The organism is Nocardia sp. NPDC051030, assembly GCF_040683015.1.
Taxonomy (GTDB): Bacteria; Actinomycetota; Actinomycetes; order Mycobacteriales; family Mycobacteriaceae; genus Nocardia.
Genome location: NZ_JBFBCD010000010.1, coordinates 16,037 through 34,286 on the forward strand (window position 1 = coordinate 16,037; position 18,250 = coordinate 34,286).

The following is an 18,250-nucleotide window of genomic DNA, read 5'->3' on the forward strand; positions in this document are numbered from 1 at the left end:
GAGTCCACCTCATCCCGAGGGGGGTGGCGACAAGGGCCTGATCCTCGTCGCCCCGCCAGGGAGGAGGTGATGGGTTATGGGGAAACATTCCTCTAAGCAGGAAACCCCGTTCGACTGGGCATCCTTTGCAATGGGAGCTGCCGCAGCCGCCGGGGTCCTGTGCCTGATCCGACTGATTAGTCGGGTTAGGTAGCCCGTCCGGGTGGGGCGCTGTAAACGGCAGCGCTCCATCCTCTCAGCCATCACCGGAGTGATGTCGTTGATCGTACGCGACGACGGCCCACCGCGACACCGTTTGCCGGAGTGTCGAGCGATGGGCCACCGCAACGAATCAGCTGCGCAGAACCGCTCCCACCGCACCAGCCGCCGAGGCAACCGCCGCGTCGCGGGCGGCGCTGGCCTCGTCCTCGGTGAGGGTGCGGTCGGTAGCGCGGAAGCGCAGGGCGTAGGTGAGGGACTTACGGCCCTCACCCGCCTGCGCGCCCTCGTACACGTCGAACAGGGAGATGCCGTCGAGGAGTTCGCCCGCACCGCTGCGCAGGGCGGCTTCGACGGAGGCGGCGGGGACCGTCTTCTCGACGCTCACCGAGACGTCCTGGAGGACCGCCGGGAAGGCGGAAATCACCGGGGCAGGACGGTTTTCGCGCAACGGCAGGGCATCGAGGTCGAGTTCGACGGCGCAGGTGCGCGGCGGCAGCCCGGAGCGTTCCAGCACGGCCGGGTGCAGTTCGCCCGCGTATCCGACGACGACACCGTCGACCAGCAGTTCGGCACAGCGGCCCGGATGCCACGGCAGGTGGGCGGCGGCACGGCGTTCGATGGTCACACCGGCGGCCTCGGCCACGGCATCGGCCAGGGCGAAGGCGTCGGCGGCCTCGACCTGACGGCCCTGACCCCACGGACCACGCGGTTCGCGGCGACCGGTGAGGACGGCCGCGACCCGGATGGGCTGCTCGGGCAAGGAGTCGAGCAGGACCTTGATCTCGGCCTCGGTGGGGCGACGGTCCACCGGCAGCAGGCCGACCGGTGCGGTCTTCGGGGTCGGCAGGACGACCTGGCCGATGGCGTAGATCGCGAGGTCGCGTTCGCCGCGCGAGATATTGCGGGCGGCGATCTCGAACAGACCCGGCAGCAGTGTCGAAACCAGTTCCGCGCGTTCGACATCGAGGGGGTTCAGCACGCGCAGGGTATTGCGGCGCGGGTCGCCCGCGTCCAAGCCCCACGTGTCGAAGACACCGCCGAGCATGAAGGTCGGGGCGGGCACCTCGACGCAACCCTCGAAGGCCAGCGACTTGCTGACCGCGCGGCGGCGGCGCTGCTCGGCGGTCAGGCCGCGACCGGCGGGGGCGGTGGGCAGCACGGACGGAATCTTGTCGAGGCCCTCCAGGCGCAGCACCTCCTCGACCAGGTCGGCGGGCTGGGTGAGGTCGGGACGCCAGCTCGGCGGGGTGACGACGAGCTGGCCGTGACCGGCCTCGCTGACGCCGACATCCACCGCGCAGCCGACCTGCTGCAGGCGGCGAGTGGAGGTGCCGGGGGCGTAGTGGACGCCCGCGATGCGGTCAGCCAGGTCGATATCCATGCTGATCGGCGCGACCGCGGGGACCGATACACGCACGTCGGTGAGCGCGGATTCCACAGTGCCACCGGCGATTTCGGCCAGCAGGGTGGCGGCGCGATCCAGTGCGATCACATTGATCTCGGGATCGACGATGCGCTCGTACCGGCGGCTGGCCTCGGAGGCCAGCTTGTGGCGGCGCGCGGTGCGGGCGATGGCGACCGGGTTCCAGGTCGCCGCCTCCAGCAGCACATCCGTGGTGGCCGAGCCGACCTCGGTGCTCGCGCCGCCCATGACACCGGCGAGCGAGACCACGCCGGAATCGTCGGCGATCACGACATCCTCGGCGTCGAGAGTGCGCTCGACCTCATCCAGGGTGCGCAGGGTTTCGCCCTTATTGGCGCGCCGGGTCACCAGCCCGCCGGACACCTTGTCGGCATCCCAGGCATGCAGGGGCTGACCCAGTTCGAGCATCACGTAGTTGGTGACGTCGACCGCCGGGGAGATCGGGCGCACGCCCGACAGCAGCAGCCGACGCTGCAACCACCACGGGCTCACGGCCTTCGGATCGATACCGGTCACCCGGCGCGCCGCGAACCGCGTGCACAGGGAATCCGGTTCGATCTTGACCGACCACGCCTCGGCGTCGGAGTCGGGCAGCAGCCGCTGCGCCGGATCCGCGTACTCCAGGTCGAAGCCGCACGCCAGCTCGCGCGCCAAACCACGGGCCGAGAAGGCGTACCCGCGGTCGGGGGTGATGGCCAGCTCGATGACGGTGTCGTCCAGGCCGAGCAGCGCATTGGCGTCCGCGCCGGGCTCGGCGGTGCCGGGCTCCAGCACCAGAATGCCATTGTGATCCTTGCCGATGCCGAGTTCGGCGACCGAGCAGATCATGCCATTGGAGGTGTGCCCGTAGGTCTTCCGCGAGGCGATCTTGAAACCGCCCGGCAGCTCGGCACCCGGCAGCACCACGACCACCAGGTCGCCGACCGCGAAGTTCGTTGCGCCGCAGACGATTTCCTGCAACTCGGGATTGCCGACATCGACCTTGCAGAAGCGGATCGGCTTCTTGAACTCGGTCAGCTCGGTGATCTCGGCGACGCGGCCGACGACCAGCGGATGCTCGATATCACCGATCACCCGCTGGAGCGGATCGACCTCTTCCACTTCCAAACCGACCCGGACGAAGCCGGCGTCGAGTTCCTCCGGCGTCACGGACCACTCGGGGGTGGTGCGTTGCAGGATTTCCGTCAGCCAGGACTGCGCTACTCGCACTTGACGTTTCGCTTCCTCGAATTAAGGGATCGGGTCAGGACTGGATGCCGAAGGGCAGCGTGAAGCGGACGTCGCCCTCCACGATGTCCCGCATATCCGGCAGGCCGTTGCGGAATTGCAGGGTCCGCTCGAGACCCATGCCGAACGCGAAACCGCTGTACACCTCGGGATCGATCCCGCTGGCGATGAGCACCTTCGGGTTCACCATGCCGCAGCCGCCCCACTCGACCCAGCCCGGACCGCCCTTCTTGTCCTCGAACCACACGTCCACCTCGGCGGACGGTTCGGTGAAGGGGAAGAAGCTGGGCCGCATGCGCGTGGTGGTGTTCGGGCCGAACAGCGCCCGCGCGAAACCGTCCAGGGTGCCCTTGAGGTGGGCCATGGTCAGGCCCTTGTCGATGGCCAGGCCCTCGACCTGCGAGAACACCGGGGTGTGGGTGGCATCGAGTTCATCGGTGCGGAAGGTCCGGCCGGGGCACACCACATAGATGGGCAGCTCGCGCGACAGCATGGACCGCACCTGCACCGGCGAGGTGTGCGTGCGCAGCACCTGACGGGAACCCTCCGGGGCGATATGGAAGGTGTCCTGCATGGTGCGCGCGGGATGATCCGGCAGGAAGTTCAGGGCGTCGAAATTGAAGTGCTCGGTCTCGACCTCGGGGCCCTCGGCGACCTCCCAGCCCATGGCCACGAACACATCGGCGACTCGCTCGGACAGCGCACCGATGGGGTGCCGCGCGCCGATCGCACCGCGGCGGGCGGGGACGGTCACGTCGATGGCCTCGGCCACCAGCACTGCGGCATCGCGCTCGGCGAGCAGCTCGGCATTGCGTGCCTCGTAGGCCGCGGACACTCGGCCGCGGGCCACGTTCACCCGCTTACCGGCCTCGGCCTTCTCATCCTTGGGCAGCGTGCCCAGCGAGCGCTGCGCCAGCGAGATCGGCGACTTTCCGCCCATGAACTCGGTTTTCGCGGCCGCGAGCTCGTCCAGGGTGGACGCAGACGCGAACGCCTTCTCGGCGGCTTCGGCTGCGGCGGCGAGGGCGTCTTCGGTCAGCGCCGCTTGCTGCTCGGCACGGTCGATATCGTCGGCCACGATGGTTCGTCACTCCCCTGGCTGGTACGGGTCGGGCGGATTGCCTCCCCATTCTTGCTGGTTGAATCGTAGACGTTGCAATCAGCCCGGCTCACCTGCTTTTCCCGCAGGCAGCGCGCACCCCGCCGGGCGTGGCGCGCGCCACCTCGGGCAGCACATCACGCGCTCACGCCGCGCCGTGCTGCTCCCGCCAGACCGTGCGCTCGAGCGCCCGGCGACCCGGGTGCACCCGCTTCTCCGCCGCATAGCCAACCGACATCAACAGCGCGATCGTCAGGTCGTCCCGGCCCTCGATTCCGATGACCTTCTTCACCTTGTCCTCATCCCAGCCGTTCATGGGCGAGGTGGCCAGGCCGAGCTCGGTGGCGGCCAGCATCACGTATGAGGCGGCGATCATCGCGTCCTTCACCGCGTACTCGCGCTCCAGTGCGCGCTCGGCCAGCCCCTGCTGGAATTCCGTTGAGGCGGCGGCGAATCCGGTGATGAACTCCTCACTCCAGGCCTTGTTGCCACGTGCCTGCTCGTACACATCGGACCGATCCTCGCGCCAGGCCTGCGGTTCGGCCACGAATACGAGCATGACGGGGGCTTCCTGCGGCTGCGGCTGTCCACCACTCGCCCAGACCAGTCCCTCTCGTCCCTCCGGATCGGCGACCACCACGATCGATCGATCCTGCAAGTTCCAGCTGGAGGGTGCTTCCATGGCGAGTGCGAGCAAGGTCTCGAGCTGCTCGGCAGGCACCGCGTCCGGCAGGTAGTGCCGCACAGTGCGTCGAGTGCGAATGGCTTCGGCGACAGACATCATCTTGTTCATGCCACTAACTATTGGAGAGTGACACTCTTTTGTGAAGTAGGCACTAATTAGTGCGCTACTCTCCTAGGTGTGACTCTCCTGGTCGAATCCTCAGGCCTCCCCGCCGACGTCTACTCCGCCAAATGCCCCACCCGCCAAGTCCTGGACCACATAGCCGGTAAGTGGACGGTCCTGATCGTCGACGCCCTCCTCCAACAGGGCACCATGCGCTACACCGACCTCAGCCGCCGCATCGAGGGCGTCTCCCAGAAAATGCTCACCCAAACCCTGCGCAGCCTCGAATCAGACGGATTCATCACCCGCACAATGCATCCCACCATCCCCCCACGCGTCGACTACGACCTCACCCCCCTGGGCCGCAGCCTCGCCGAACCCATCACCGCCCTGCGCCGGTGGACCGAAGAACACATCAACGACATCGAACGCGCCCGCAACGCGCAAGCGTCCTGACCGTCCCACACGACAGCCGTCAGCGACGAAAAACCAGCCACCGCATCGCGGTGTACATGAACAAGCCCTCACCAAGTCCGCCAACGATGCGAGCGAGGTGGTACTCGACACCAAGCGCGGACAGCCCGCTGGTCACGCCAAGTATGAACGCCACGTAATTGATCGCGACAACAACGATGTACAAGATCAACTGCGGCCCAACCGGCGCATGAGAGGCAAAGTTGAGCACCCGATTCAACAAATAGCTCATCCCGAACGCAGTGACATAAGCAACGGTGATAGCAATAGGCAACGCCATCCCCAGCCCACCATGCAGCCCCGTGAGCATGAGCAGATCCCCCACAAAGGTCACCGCACTCACCAGCAAATACCCCACGAATGTCGGCACCAGCCAACGCCCCAACCCAAATGGCAGCCGAGCCGTAACCCCTTCACAGAGCGCGCGAAACCACCGAACCGCCTGACCCCGCTCGCTATCGGTGACCTTGTACACGCCCCCGAGACTGCCACCGCAAGATGGCACGCAAGTTAGCGCAGAGCCAACTCGAGACCCACAAGATCCCGCAACGCCCCGATCAGGGGAGCTTGTAGACCACGCTGATGGAGGCTTCCGGTCCCCAATTGGCGAACGGGATGTATCCGCCGGGACGCGACATGGCGCTGACAATGAGAGTCATCGGTCCGGGGGAGGAAATATCGGTCAGATCGGTATCAACGGAGATCGGCGCACCCGGAGCCCGACCACCCTCCAGATAGATGTCCTGCTGGATCCATTTCACCCCTCCCAGATGTTCAGGGATGCCCACGTTGATCCGCACGGTGACCCACTGACCACACCGATCAGCGGGCCCCCACGGAAGCGTGTCGATACCGAGCGCCTGAACCTTCACGGTCCCCCGCCGAGGCGCACCCGGCTCATTCTCGACCCAGATCCGGTAGTTGATCTGGCAGCTGAGGGTGTCGCCGATGACGTGACCGAACTCCGACTGCTCCCCGAACGGCCATACCCCCGGCTCCGGCCGCACGATGTCCGCAGACGCCGTGCCACCAGCAATACCGAAGGTAACTGCGGTCGCTGCGACGACAGCACTGATCCGCGAGATTTTGGCAACCAGCCGCATAACAACCACTCCCCTGTAGACAACTTTCAGCAACAGAGTGATCGACAGAACGAATACCAGTCAAATCAAGTGACCCACGCCATAGCCTCGACCTGATATGCCCCGGCCGAGGCCGATGTACTGGATCAAGCCAACGCGGTAAGGCGGCTCTACCCCGACCCCACCTCGATCTAGCGGATGCCGTCGGCCGGTCATCGACCGCGGTTGCCGCAACTACCGCTCTTGACGTCAGCAGGCCACATCTCCGAGGTGAGTGCGCCTGACCGCACCGGCCGCGCGCACCGCGGCGGCGAGGGCCACCAGTGGCGGCACCCAGCGGGCTTCGCTCGGGGAAATTCCCCAGGCCATCGAGTCGCTCGAGGTGGGGAGGGGGATGCTTGCGCCATCGGTGTGCACGATCGCGCCCGCGCTGCGCAGCACTTCGATCGCCCGCGCGGCTTTGCCTGCACCGGCGACCAGGTGGATCTCGCGGCGTTGCGGGCCTCGCATCTCGATTACGGGGCCGGACAGGTTGTTTGCACGCAGGTAGCGGCGGACTGTGGCGGCGAGGGTTCCGGTGAGTTCGACAGCCGCGATTCGCTCGTCCGTGGTCAGACGGTTTTCGTCGAGCAGAAGCGTTGCGGGCACTGTGTTCTCCCATTCATCAGGTAGATCTAGTTCACGCGTAACCAACCAACACCCTCACATCCGCACCTGAGCGTCAGATGCGCTGCGGCTGAGAGCTTCCTGCAGAAGATCTGTGATCAGCGGCCGCACAAGCGATTCTGGGCCGGAATCCGGGCCCGGCACATCGCCCCGAGGTCGTCGCCCATATCAGCCTTTGGTCGTACCCCAGGTATTCCATGGCCGGAATCGATTCAGGGTTCGCCACCCTTGCGACGCGGCGCGTTGCACCACGAAATCCCTTGTGACCAGCGATAACACAAAGTGAGCCGCACTCGGGGAGATCCCCGAGTGCGGCTCGCTTCGCATCGTGCGATGGGTCAGACGGCCGACACGGCCGCCTTCTCAGGTTCACCGAACCAGCTGGAGAGCGCCTCCCGCAACGCGACAGCGGCGGTGTCGCCGCACTCGTCGATGCCCGCGGCCCAGGCGATATGCGCGTCCGGGCGAATCAGCAGGGCATCGGCCGGACGGTCCTCGGTCTTCGCGGTGCGAATATCGATGCGGTCCGCCCACTCCCGGGCGACCTCGCGGAGCTCCGGTCGATCGGCGAGGTCGAGGAAGACCGGCCGGGCGGCACGCATGAGATACGCGACGGTGGTCGTGCCCTCCTCGGTGTGCAGGGTGAGGTCGGGGGCGAAGCTGCCCGCCAGCCGGTGCGGATTCGCGCCGGGCAGCGGGTAGTGCAGGTTCGCACCCACCAGATCGCCCATGCGGCGCAAGGGCTGCTCGTCGAGAAGCAATTCCTGGAAGAGCTGCCGCAGCGCATCGGCGGCCGGGTCGAGTCCTCGCCGCAGTGCCACCTGCGCGCGGGTCTGCAGCAGCGCCCGCTCACCGGCGTAGTGCCGTTCGTCGTGATAGGTGTCCAGCAGTCCGGCGGGAGCCCAGCCCTGGACCTCGGCGGCCAGCTTCCACGCCAGATTGATCGAATCCTGCATACCGACATTGATCGCGGTGCCGGTGGCGGGGAACAGGTGGGCCGCATCGCCCGCCACCAGAATCCGCCCGTCGCGGTAGCTCTCGACCTGCCGAGCCTGGAACTGGTAGCGGGACAGCCGAAGCGGCTCACCCAGCGGCAGGTCCGCGCCGAGCACGCGGCGGATGCTGTCGCGCAGCTCGTCCATGGTCAGCGGCTCGTCATCATCGACCTCGTCGAGCTCCTCCTCCGTGGTCTGGAAGGACACCACCCCATTGACCAGCGGTCCGAGCGCGAACGTCCCGCCCTCCAGATGATTGAAACCCAAAGGGACCCTGCCCACTCCGGGGACATTCAGGTCGCCGTTCTCGAACGTGGTCACCGAATCGGGCAGGGTAACGGTGGCGAGCCGGTTGACCTCCGGATACAGCGTGCCGGGGAAGGGGATTCCGGCCAGCTCGCGGGTCTTGCTGCGACCGCCGTCGCAGCCGACCAAGTAGCGGGCGGTGATCTCATACGGCCCGTCCGGCCCCTGCACCTCCGCCGTCACCAGATCGGCGTCCTGGCTCAGTCCGACCAGCGCATGTCCGCGGCGAATCTCCGCGCCCAACTCCTCGGCGCGCTCGGTGAGCACGCGCTCGAGCGCCGCCTGCCGGATCGGGTACGCCCGCATGGGCGGCTCGTCCAGCTGCGTGAAGTCCAGGTGCACACCGCCGAACGGGAACCTCGGCGGCGGCACCGGATCGGTGGTGGCCGCGGCCACCTGGTCCAGCAAGCCGCGGTAGCGCAACAGTTGCAGAATCAGCCCGCCGATACCGTGCGCCTTTTGCGTTTCCCGAGGCTGCGGCTGTCGCTCCAGCACCACCGGTCGCACTCCGGCCAGCCGCAATTCGGTGGCCAGCGTCAGACCGGCCGGGCCGGCGCCCACGATGATCACGTCGGTATGCGTCACTCGAACACTCCATTTTCCGCGGGTTCTGGCTTAGGCCAGCGATTCTGCATTATCAACGGGGTCTTGCGGCAAGCCCCCCGGTCCGCTATACCTTGAGAAGGGGAAAGGAACGCATGCGCGCCTTTCCCTTTCGTGTACCCCTTCACCGACCGAATCGCTCAGTCGATCCACAGTCGGGTGTCGTACCCCTCCACCAACTCTCGAACGTGTGCCACCGCGTTACCCACGGGTTGAGCAGCAAGTCTGCGACCGTCCCGAAGCCGCACGGACACTTCCCCGTTCGCGCTCTCGGCCGGACCGAGAATGAACTGATACGGCACCAACCGCGACTCCCGGACCCGAGCCCCCAGACTCCCGCCGTCCGCATCCAGCACCTGCGCTCGCAATCCCATATCGAGAAGCCGGTCACACAACTGGGCGGCAGCCGCATCCTCGGCGCTCGAAATCGGCAGCACCGCAACCTGAACCGGCGCCAGCCACGCGGGAAACGCACCCCCGTGCAGCTCGATCACATGCGCGACCGCCCGCTCGACACTGCCGATAATGCTGCGGTGCACCATGACCGGCCGATGCTTGCCCCCATCCGCACCGACGTAATGCAGATCGAACTGTTCCGGCTGATGGAAATCGACCTGCACGGTGGACAGGGTCGACTCCCGTCCCGCGTGATCTCGCACCTGCACATCGATCTTCGGCCCATAGAACGCGGCCTCCCCCTCGACCGCCTCATAAGCCACCCCGGCCCCGTCGAGCACTTCAGCCAGGATCTTGCTCGCCCGCTGCCACATCTCCGGTGCCGCAACATATTTCCCGCCCGCTCCCGGCAGCGACAGCCGATACCGCGCGCCCTCGATCCCCATGGCCCGATACGCATCCGCGATCAGCGCCAAGGCCCCGGCCGCCTCGTCGGCGACCTGATCCAAGGTGCAGAAAATGTGCGCGTCATTGAGCTGAATACACCGCACCCTGGTCAACCCACCCAGCACACCCGACAACTCGGACCGATACATCGCCCCCAGCTCCGCCATCCGCAATGGCAACTCCCGATAACTATGCGACCGAGCCCGATACATCACCGCATGATGCGGACACAGACTCGGCCGCAACACCACCTGCTCTCCCCCGATATCCATCGGCGGATACATGTCCTCGTCGTAATGCGCCCAGTGCCCGGAGATCTCATACAGTTCCCGCTTGCCCAACACCGGCGAATACACGTGCCGATACCCCGCCCGCCGCTCCGCGCTCCGTATGTACTCCTCGAGGCTGTGCCGCACGATCGCCCCGTCCGGCAACCAGTACGGCAGTCCCGCACCGATCAAGGGGTCGGTGTCGAACAACCCGAGCTCCCGCCCGAGCTTGCGATGGTCATACATGTGGTTTCTCCTCATAGATGAGGGCGGATGACCACACGGAAAAGCCCCGGGCATCCGCCCGGGGCTTTGTCAGAACAAGGTTCAGCGCGCCGGGACGTGTTCCGGCGTCGTGGTGAAGTAAGCGCGCTGCATGCCCGAAACCTACCCCAGCCTCGCTCCCCGCATCAACAGGGTTTCCCACGATCAGTCCGCAAGCGTAGCTTCGGAATTCGGACGCATGGAGGTGATCGCCGTGACTGATCAGCGGTTCTTGTACTGGGCGTACTTCTTCGGCGGGGACACCCAGAGGCCATACCGGGTCGAGTTCGGGCCGGGGTGCGATGGGACCGGCTTCTACACGCGGTATGAAGGCGATCGGGTGACCGGGCTGATCCGATACGACCTGCAGGCGGGAGGTGGGCCCAGCGGAGCTCGGCTGGACCGCGATGGCCGCTGGTATGCGGACGAGAGACCGGAGCGGAATGTGTGGCGGGGTTCGGATTATGGGGACTCGGTGCCGCCGGAGCAGGCCTGCGAGATTGCGGTGGCGCTCGGCCATGATCCGGCAGTGATGAATGACTTCACCGTGCATCCCCGGAAGACGTAGGCCCGACGGCAACGCGCCCCTTCCGATCGAATCGGAAGGGGCGCATCGGCATTCGGGCCTGCGCTAGCGCGAGACCGCCGGGGTGGCCGGGCGGAGGCGGGTCAGGACTCGGCGGAGGGGTTCGAGGCCGAGGGCTGCCCAGAGGGCGATTGCCAGGTAGACGAATTGTTCCGGGATGCGGAACCACAAGGGAGTCGGGGGTTCACCGTTGAACTGGATGTCATTGACGTAGGCGTAGATGTTCACGGGGAGCAGGAAGACGAAGAGGATGGCCAATCCGATTCCGGCGAGGGTGCGGGTCCGGGTGATGACCAGGCCGAGTGCGCCGAGCCATTCGAGGGCCCCCGAGAAGTAGATGGTGAAGTCCGGGAAGGGAATCCAGGACGGGAGCATGGCCAGGGAGTCGGCGTGCGTGGGCATGACGGTCACGCTGTCCGGGGCGAAGTGCGAGGCACCCGTCATGAGGAGCATGAAGGCCAGGCCGTGGGCGGCGGAGACTCGCCAGGTGGCGAAGCGGGTTACGCCGACCGCGCCGAGGACGCGGAACAGGAGGGTCGGGACTGCCATCAGGAGGAGGGTCGTGAGCATGATGCATCTCCGGGGTTTCGTTCGATTCCGGGATCAGAGCGCGAGTGCTGTTGCGCTCGAGGATGTTTCAGCGCCCGCGGCGGGGCGGCCGGGAAGCAGGAGCGCCACCACCGCGCCGACCGCGACAATGGCTGCGCCGACCCAGACCGCGGGGATCAGGCCGTCGACGTAGCTCTGCGGGTCGGTGTAGGAGCCGTGCGAGGAGAAGACCGAAGCCAGGATGGCGACACCCATGGCCACGCCGACCTCACGGATGGTGCTGCTGCTACCCGAGGCGATGCCCTGCTCGGTCGGATCCGCGCTGGCCATGACGACCGAGGACGCGGGTGCGAAGGTCAGGCCCATGCCGACGCCGCCGAGGATGAACGGGAGCACGAAGGAGCCGTACGACGCGTCGACGGCGGTGGTCAGGGCCATCCAGCCGAGAGCCGCGGCCAGCAGAACCTGTCCGACGGACACCAGGACGCGCGGGCCGACCTTGTCGACGACCAAGCCCGCCAGCGGTGCGACCACCATCGGAGCCATGGTCCAGGGGAGCGTGCGAATTCCGGAGGCGAGCGGCGAATAGCCCTGCACCACCTGGAAGTACTGCGCCAGCAGGAAGATCGAGCCGAAGACGCCCACCGAGAAGGTGAACAGGGTGACGCTGATGGCGCTGAAACTGCGCACCCGGAAAAGCCGCATCGGCAGCATCGGGTCGGCAGTCCGCCGCTCCCAGGCGACGAACGCGGCGAGCAATGCTCCGCCGCCGAGCAGTCCGCCCAGCACGACGCCCGAGGTCCACCCGTCGTCCGCGCCGTGAATGACACCCCACACCACGGCGAGCACGCCACCGGCCGACAGCAGCAGTCCGACAATGTCCAACCGTCGTGCGCCACCGAAAGATTCGCTCAGCACGCGGGCCGCGAACGGCAATGCGAGGATGCCGATCGGCACATTGAGCCAGAAGATCCACTGCCAGCTCAGTCCATCGACGACCGCGCCGCCGACCACCGGGCCGAGCGCGACGCCGAGACCCGAGATGCCGCCCCAGATTCCGATGGCCGCACTGCGCATCTTCTCCGGCACCGCGGCCGTCAGCAGCGTCAGCGATAGCGGCATGACCGCCGCCCCGCCGAAGCCCTGAATGGCGCGGAAAAGGATGAGCATCCACGGTTCGGTGGCCATGGCGCAGGCCGCCGAGGCCACGGTGAACAGTGCGATACCGGCGAGATAGATCCGGCGACGGCCCAGGCGGTCGCCGAGGGCGGAGGCGGTGAGCAGCATCGACGCGAACGACAGCGTGTAGGCGTTGATGAACCACTGCAAGTCCGACAGTGAGGCATTGAGTTCGGTCTTGATGACCGGCAACGCGTTCGTCACCACCAGGTTGTCCAAGAGCACCATGAACATCGGAATGCCCACGGCCGCAAGCACTGCGGCGATCGGTCGCTGCCGTGCGGCGTCGGCGACCTTGCGGGCCGCGGAGGAGTCTTCGAGAGTCTGAGTCATTGTCCAGTCCCTTGTTGTTATCGACTGATAACTTGAGAGTATGCATTGACTGATAACATGTCAATGGCAAGCCCGATTCCCCGATGACGAGGAGGCGCGAGAGCAATGACCAAGACCCGGATGACCGCGAGCGAACGCAGCGAGGAAGTACTGCGGGCCGCCATCTCCGCCTTCGCCGAATCGGGTTACGCGGCAACCAAAACCGATGAGATCGCGCGCCGCGCCGGGGTCTCGCAGCCCTACGTCATCCGCCTGTTCGGCACCAAACAGCAACTGTTCCTCGCCGTCCTGCAACGCGTCTGCGACGGCATCGAGGGACTCTTCCGCGCCGGAGCCGCCCAGGCCGCCCCCGACGCCACCCCCAAGCAGCGGCTCGACGCCATGGGCGAGCGCTTCGGCGGCGACTTCCTCGCCGAACCCGATCTACCGCGGGTCTTCCTGCAAGGCATGGCGGCAGCCTCCGATCCGGCCATCGGCGACGCGATCCGCACCCGATTCGGCAATATGCACGCACTGGTCAAGGAACTCACCGACGCCTCCCCCTCGGAGGTCCGCCGTTTCATGGCCACCGGCATGCTGCTCACCGACCTGACCGCCATGGGGGTCATCGGCCCCGACGCCTTCGCCGCCCCGTGGGCCGACGAGATCATTCAGTGCCTCGAGGAGGACGGGATCTGATTCAGCTGTGCACGGATTCGTCCGGCTCGGCATCGGCCTCGATAATGCTCTCGGTCGGCTCGGGTAGCTTGCGCGCCAACACTTCTCCGCGGAAGAACGGCGGCATGACGCGCGCCAGGATCAGGTACAGCGGAATCCCGATGAGCAGCGTGCCCACACCCAGCACGAAGATCGCGCTGAACCAGGACGTCACCGCCGTCCACCCCGCCGCGAACAGCAGCGCGAACCCGCCCAGCGCCGGAAGAATGCCCTTCATCACGAGAGTGCGTGGGCTGGAAGCGAATCGGTCGCGGTACAACCACGCGCAACTGATCCCGGTGAGCCCGTAGTACAGCCCGATCGAAATGCCGATCGCCGTCACGGCCTCGGCGATCAAGCGCCCGCCCGAGGCGAAGTTGAGCCCCACATACAGCACCACCGACACCCCGCCGAACACGATGGTCGAGAACACCGGCGTCCGGAAGCGCGGATCGATCCGCCCGAACGCGGCGGGCAGGGCATGGTGCAGCGCCATCGAATACGTGGTCCGCGCCGTCGGCAGAATCGTGGTCTGGGTGGACGCCGCCGCCGAGGTGAGCACCATCAGGAACAGCAGGTGCACCAGCACGGTCCCGATCGGCCCGTCGCCGAACACCGCGCTGCCCAGCGCGCCCAGCACATCGTCGACATGCTCCGGATTGGCGAGCCCGAGCCCGTCGGTCCCGGTCCCCGCGAACGCCTGCCCCGCCACCGTCACCAGCAGATACAGCGCGACCAGCATGATCGTCGAGAGCACCGCGGCCCGCCCCGGCGTATGCCGCGGATCCACGGTCTCCTGATTCACCGCGACCGCCGAATCCCAGCCCCAATAGATGAACACCATGAGCAGCAGCGCATTCACGAAATCGGAGAACGACCCGATCTCGAAGGGGTTGAACCACGACCACTCCGGTGTCATCGCCCCGGCCGAGGCGTGCCCGAGCGCCACCCGCACCAGCGCGACCACCGCGAACACCACCAGCATGGCGAACTCGACCGTCAGCAGCACCGACTGCAATCGCGCCGACACGTCGATCCCGTACACCGCGACCAGCGTCATCACAATGAGGTAGCAGATCCCCAGCAACAGCACCCATCCATTGGTGGCGTCCGACCCGATCCCGTCGGCCCCGAGCAACAGGAACGTGTACTGCGAGCTGATCTGCGCCAGGCTCGCCATCACCAGCAGATCCGACACCACGATCGCCCACCCGGCCATCCAGCCGGTGAACGGCCCGAACGCGCGCGTGGCCCAGACGAAGGTGGTCCCCGGATCCGGTTCCACCGCATTGAGATCCCGATACCCGATGGCCACCAACAGCATCGGCACGAAGGCCAGCAGCACGATGACCGGCGACTGCAGTCCCACGGCGGCCACGACCAGTCCGAGGGTCGCGGTAATGCTGTAGGCAGGTCCGGCCGACGCGACCCCGATCACCACACTGGATGCCAGGGACAGCGCACCGGAACGCAGGGTGCTGGGCGAAGTCACCGGGAAAGAATAAGGGCAAATCACCAGCACACCGAATTGCCCCGCCTCACCCCGCAACCGGGTCGAAACAACGAAGGCGCACGGGCTCGAAGCCCGTGCGCCTTCTCGTTCTTCACCAGGCCCTCAGCCGACCTGAATGGCCGCCCTAATTCGCGTGTTGCACGCGAGAACTGGCGTAGAGGCAGATCGCCGCGGCGGCGGCGAGATTGAGGCTCTCGGCGCGGCCGTGGATCGGGATGCGAATGCGATGGGTGGCCCGCTCGGCCACCGCGCGGTCCAGGCCGTGCGCCTCATTGCCGAACAGCCAGGCGACCGGACCGGCCAGCAGCTCATCGGCCTCATCGAGGTCGACCTCGCCGCGGGCGGTGGTGGCGAGGATGGCGATCCCCGCGTCTTCCAGGGCGGTCAGCGTGCCGTCGATATCCCGCGACCGGGCGACCGGTACGTGAAAGAGGCTTCCGGCGCAGGCGCGCACGGTCTTGCCATTGTGCGGGTCGACCGAATCCCCGGCCAGCACAACACCGTTCGCGCCGACCGCGTCGGCGACCCGGATGAGCGTGCCCGCATTGCCGGGATCGGCGATCTCCACCGGAACGGCCAAGAGCTGCGGGGACGCGCCCAGGATGTCGCTCAACGGCACATCGACCTGACGGCACACCGCCACCAGCCCGGGCGGAGTCACGGTCTCCCCCAGCGATTCCGCGGCCCGCTCGTTCACCAGCGTGGTGCGCACGCCCATGGCGGCGGCACCCGACACCAGCTCATGCTCACGCTCGGCGGCGCGCAGCGAATAGAACAGCTCCTCCACGCGCCCGGTTTCCAGCGCGGACTCGACCGAGTTCGCGCCCTCGGCGAGGAACAGGCCGGATTTGCGCCGCGTCTGAGTGCGATGGAGTTTGACAGCCGAAACGACCCGCGGATTGCGCTCGGAGAGCGCTTCCACGGGTCGTTCCGAATGCTGTTGCGTTGTCACGCAGTCCTGGCTACGCGGCCGGGGCGTTCACGTCGGCCGGCAGCGCGGCCTTCGCGATGGCCACCAGGCCGGCGAACGCCTCGGCGTCGGAGACGGCCAGCTCGGCGAGGATCTTGCGGTCGACCTCGACACCCGCGGCCTTGAGGCCCTGGATGAAGCGGTTGTAGGTCATGTCGTTCAGACGCGCACCGGCGTTGATACGAGCGATCCACAGCTTGCGGAAGTCACCCTTGCGCGCCTTGCGGTCCCGGTAGGCGTACTGCAGCGAGTGCAGCTGCTGTTCCTTGGCCTTGCGGTACAGGCGCGACCGCTGACCGCGGTAGCCCTTGGAGGCCTCGAGTACGGAACGGCGCTTCTTCTGAGCGTTGACAGCCCTTTTGACGCGTGCCACTTGTCAGTCCTTGATCGTGATGGGGCGCTTGCGGTCAGCGCCCGGAGGTGGTCGGTTATGGCGTCCGCGGAACGGATCGCGAGGAGGCCCTGAGCCTCAGAGGCCGAGGAGCTTCTTGACGCGAGCGGTGTCCGCCTTCGCGACGACCTCCACGCCGTCCAGACGACGAGTCCGGGTCGACGGCTTGTGCTCCAGGAGGTGGCGACGGTTCGCCTGCTGGCGCAGCAGCTTGCCCGAGCCGGTCACCTTGAATCGCTTCGAGGCACCGGAGTGCTTCTTCATCTTCGGCATGGATTCCTCTATCTGTCTCGTGCCGGAGGCGCGCGTGAGCACGCCTCCGCCAGTGCTGTCCGTTATTACTGCTGCGGGGTGGCCGCTGCCTGAGCCTCGACTGCCGGAACTTCGGCGGCCGGAGCTTCAGGAGCCGGAGCCGACTCGGCCGGCGCGCTGGCACGCTGCGGCGTCGAGCTGGCGTCGTTCTGCGCCTTCACCCGCGTCTTCGCGCCCTTGTGCGGGGCGAGGACCATGGTCATGTTTCGGCCGTCCTGCTTGGCCGAGGTTTCGACGAAACCGAGATCGGCGACGTCGGAGGCCAGCCGCTGCAAGAGCCGGAAACCGAGCTCCGGTCGCGACTGCTCGCGACCACGGAACATGATGGTTACCTTGACCTTGGATCCGGCATCGAGGAAGCGAACGACATTGCGCTTCTTGGTCTCGTAGTCGTGATCGTCGATCTTCGGGCGGAGCTTCTGCTCCTTGATCACGGTCTGCACTTGGTTCTTCCGGGACTCACGCGCCTTCTGCGCGGTCTCGTACTTGAACTTGCCGTAATCCATGATCTTGCAAACCGGCGGACGCGCGTCCGGGGCGACCTCGACCAGATCGAGATCCGCCTCCATGGCAACGCGTAGTGCATCTTCAACACGCACGATCCCAACCTGTTCGCCTCCGGGTCCGATGAGGCGGACCTCGGGTACGCGGATGCGATCGTTGATGCGGGTCTCAGTGCTGATGGGGCCTCCTAGGTCAAGCGGTTCGTCAACGACCGCTAGCAATAACTGCAACCCCAATTTCAACACGAAAGCCCCGCGTTGGTATTTCTCCAACACGGGGCCCGAGTCGACCGATCTACGACGCAAACTATGCGCATCGCACCTGTGCAGGAAAAATCCCGCACAGAACCCATCTGGAAAAAGATGGGCGACCGGACCGTCGAGCCTGAGGCTGACGGTGGGAGTCGGGCTCCACTTAGTGCCCCGAGTCGGTCGCGTGAACCTGTCCGGGACGGTCGTCGCAGAAGAGTCTAACAGCTATGCCCGCGAGCTCTAAATCGGCTGCCCCGTCGACCAGGGACAACCCGGTCGATGCGATGCTCTACCCCATGAGCGAGGTGTCTGTGAACGAGGAATCGGCACTCATCGAGGGCGAATTGGTCCGCGAGCTGGCCGAGATTCCCGCGGTGGAGGTTATCAGCCGCGCGGCCGTCATGCTGATGAGTTCGGCGGCGGAGAAGCTCGGCCTGGGCGAGGCCGACCCGTCCGCCAGCCCGCATCTCGACCTGGACGAGGCGCGTCGCGTCATTACAGCCCTCGCCGGACTGGTCACCGCCTCGGTCGAATACCTCGGCCCGCACGCCGGTCCGATCCGCGATGGCTTGCAGTCCTTGCAGCGCGCGTTCCGCGAAGCGTCGTCGCATCCGGACGCGCCGGGCGCGGGACCGGGCGAGAAGTACACCGGTCCCGTCTACTGACGAACCGCCTCCACCCGATAGAACGGACCGCTTCCACCCGATCGATCTTCCCGCGGCGAATC

The 18,250-nt window shown here is 66.6% G+C and carries 19 protein-coding genes; 4 read left to right on the plus strand and 15 right to left on the minus strand.

The genetic code is table 11. The features are described 5' to 3' along the window. Window positions 1–331 precede the first annotated feature (331 nt). From pheT to AB0N05_RS30380, 3 genes are all read right to left on the minus strand, one after another. Window positions 332–2,833 (minus strand): phenylalanine--tRNA ligase subunit beta, encoded by a 2,502-nt coding sequence (gene pheT / locus AB0N05_RS30370; RefSeq protein WP_364700186.1) that lies wholly within the window; start codon window positions 2,831–2,833, stop codon window positions 332–334. Between the two features lie 34 nt (window positions 2,834–2,867). After that, window positions 2,868–3,929 (minus strand): phenylalanine--tRNA ligase subunit alpha, encoded by a 1,062-nt coding sequence (gene pheS / locus AB0N05_RS30375; RefSeq protein WP_364700188.1) that lies wholly within the window; start codon window positions 3,927–3,929, stop codon window positions 2,868–2,870. A gap of 166 nt (window positions 3,930–4,095) precedes the next feature. Then, complete coding sequence (locus AB0N05_RS30380; protein ID WP_364700190.1) at window positions 4,096–4,743, minus strand: nitroreductase family protein; 648 nt, start codon at window positions 4,741–4,743, stop codon at window positions 4,096–4,098. Between the two features lie 69 nt (window positions 4,744–4,812). Between AB0N05_RS30380 and AB0N05_RS30385 the strand changes: the two genes are divergently transcribed. Further along, window positions 4,813–5,193: a helix-turn-helix domain-containing protein gene (locus AB0N05_RS30385; protein ID WP_364700192.1), complete on the plus strand. Its 381-nt coding sequence runs from the start codon at window positions 4,813–4,815 to the stop codon at window positions 5,191–5,193. Between the two features lie 19 nt (window positions 5,194–5,212). Here the strand turns inward: AB0N05_RS30385 and AB0N05_RS30390 are convergent, their stop codons facing one another. The 5 genes from AB0N05_RS30390 to thrS all read right to left on the minus strand — a co-directional run bounded on the left by AB0N05_RS30390 (window position 5,213) and on the right by thrS (window position 10,221). After that, on the minus strand, window positions 5,213–5,686 hold the full coding sequence (locus tag AB0N05_RS30390; RefSeq protein ID WP_364700194.1) for a GtrA family protein: 474 nt from the start codon (window positions 5,684–5,686) through the stop codon (window positions 5,213–5,215). An 82-nt stretch (window positions 5,687–5,768) separates the two neighbouring features. Then, window positions 5,769–6,314, minus strand: a complete 546-nt coding sequence (locus tag AB0N05_RS30395) for a hypothetical protein (RefSeq protein ID WP_364700197.1) — start codon at window positions 6,312–6,314, stop codon at window positions 5,769–5,771. A gap of 228 nt (window positions 6,315–6,542) precedes the next feature. Next, a complete protein-coding gene (locus tag AB0N05_RS30400) occupies window positions 6,543–6,941 on the minus strand; it encodes a hypothetical protein (protein WP_364700198.1) in 399 nt (132 codons plus the stop codon). Between the two features lie 356 nt (window positions 6,942–7,297). Beyond that, window positions 7,298–8,845, minus strand: a complete 1,548-nt coding sequence (locus tag AB0N05_RS30405) for an FAD-dependent monooxygenase (RefSeq protein ID WP_364700199.1) — start codon at window positions 8,843–8,845, stop codon at window positions 7,298–7,300. A 158-nt stretch (window positions 8,846–9,003) separates the two neighbouring features. Next, window positions 9,004–10,221, minus strand: coding sequence for a threonine--tRNA ligase (gene thrS, locus AB0N05_RS30410; RefSeq protein ID WP_364700200.1), 1,218 nt, complete (start codon window positions 10,219–10,221; stop codon window positions 9,004–9,006). 232 nt (window positions 10,222–10,453) lie between these two features. On the opposite strand from thrS, the gene AB0N05_RS30415 reads away from it, so the two are divergent. Further along, window positions 10,454–10,807 carry a hypothetical protein gene (locus tag AB0N05_RS30415; RefSeq protein ID WP_364700201.1) on the plus strand — a complete coding sequence of 118 codons (354 nt, stop codon included), beginning with the start codon at window positions 10,454–10,456 and terminating at the stop codon, window positions 10,805–10,807. A 63-nt stretch (window positions 10,808–10,870) separates the two neighbouring features. Here the strand turns inward: AB0N05_RS30415 and AB0N05_RS30420 are convergent, their stop codons facing one another. Both AB0N05_RS30420 and AB0N05_RS30425 read right to left on the minus strand, forming a co-directional pair. After that, entirely contained in the window at window positions 10,871–11,395 is a 525-nt protein-coding gene (locus tag AB0N05_RS30420) for a hypothetical protein (protein WP_364700202.1), read from the minus strand. Window positions 11,396–11,428: 33 nt separating this feature from the next. Continuing rightward, complete coding sequence (locus tag AB0N05_RS30425; protein WP_364700204.1) at window positions 11,429–12,886, minus strand: MFS transporter; 1,458 nt, start codon at window positions 12,884–12,886, stop codon at window positions 11,429–11,431. A gap of 105 nt (window positions 12,887–12,991) precedes the next feature. Between AB0N05_RS30425 and AB0N05_RS30430 the strand changes: the two genes are divergently transcribed. Then, window positions 12,992–13,564 (plus strand): TetR/AcrR family transcriptional regulator, encoded by a 573-nt coding sequence (locus AB0N05_RS30430; RefSeq protein WP_364700206.1) that lies wholly within the window; start codon window positions 12,992–12,994, stop codon window positions 13,562–13,564. Window position 13,565: 1 nt separating this feature from the next. Here AB0N05_RS30430 and AB0N05_RS30435 read toward each other — a convergent pair whose 3' ends face one another. The 5 genes from AB0N05_RS30435 to infC all read right to left on the minus strand — a co-directional run bounded on the left by AB0N05_RS30435 (window position 13,566) and on the right by infC (window position 17,502). Next, entirely contained in the window at window positions 13,566–15,074 is a 1,509-nt protein-coding gene (locus AB0N05_RS30435) for an APC family permease (protein WP_364700208.1), read from the minus strand. A 145-nt stretch (window positions 15,075–15,219) separates the two neighbouring features. After that, window positions 15,220–16,017 (minus strand): RNA methyltransferase, encoded by a 798-nt coding sequence (locus AB0N05_RS30440; RefSeq protein ID WP_364700860.1) that lies wholly within the window; start codon window positions 16,015–16,017, stop codon window positions 15,220–15,222. 40 nt (window positions 16,018–16,057) lie between these two features. Next, entirely contained in the window at window positions 16,058–16,438 is a 381-nt protein-coding gene (rplT, locus tag AB0N05_RS30445) for a 50S ribosomal protein L20 (protein ID WP_364700210.1), read from the minus strand. 96 nt (window positions 16,439–16,534) lie between these two features. Next, window positions 16,535–16,729 carry a 50S ribosomal protein L35 gene (rpmI, locus tag AB0N05_RS30450; RefSeq protein ID WP_364700212.1) on the minus strand — a complete coding sequence of 65 codons (195 nt, stop codon included), beginning with the start codon at window positions 16,727–16,729 and terminating at the stop codon, window positions 16,535–16,537. A gap of 65 nt (window positions 16,730–16,794) precedes the next feature. Then, window positions 16,795–17,502 carry a translation initiation factor IF-3 gene (gene infC / locus AB0N05_RS30455; protein WP_364700862.1) on the minus strand — a complete coding sequence of 236 codons (708 nt, stop codon included), beginning with the start codon at window positions 17,500–17,502 and terminating at the stop codon, window positions 16,795–16,797. Window positions 17,503–17,819: 317 nt separating this feature from the next. Between infC and AB0N05_RS30460 the strand changes: the two genes are divergently transcribed. Continuing rightward, window positions 17,820–18,188, plus strand: coding sequence for a DUF1844 domain-containing protein (locus AB0N05_RS30460; RefSeq protein ID WP_364700214.1), 369 nt, complete (start codon window positions 17,820–17,822; stop codon window positions 18,186–18,188). Window positions 18,189–18,250 lie beyond the last annotated feature (62 nt).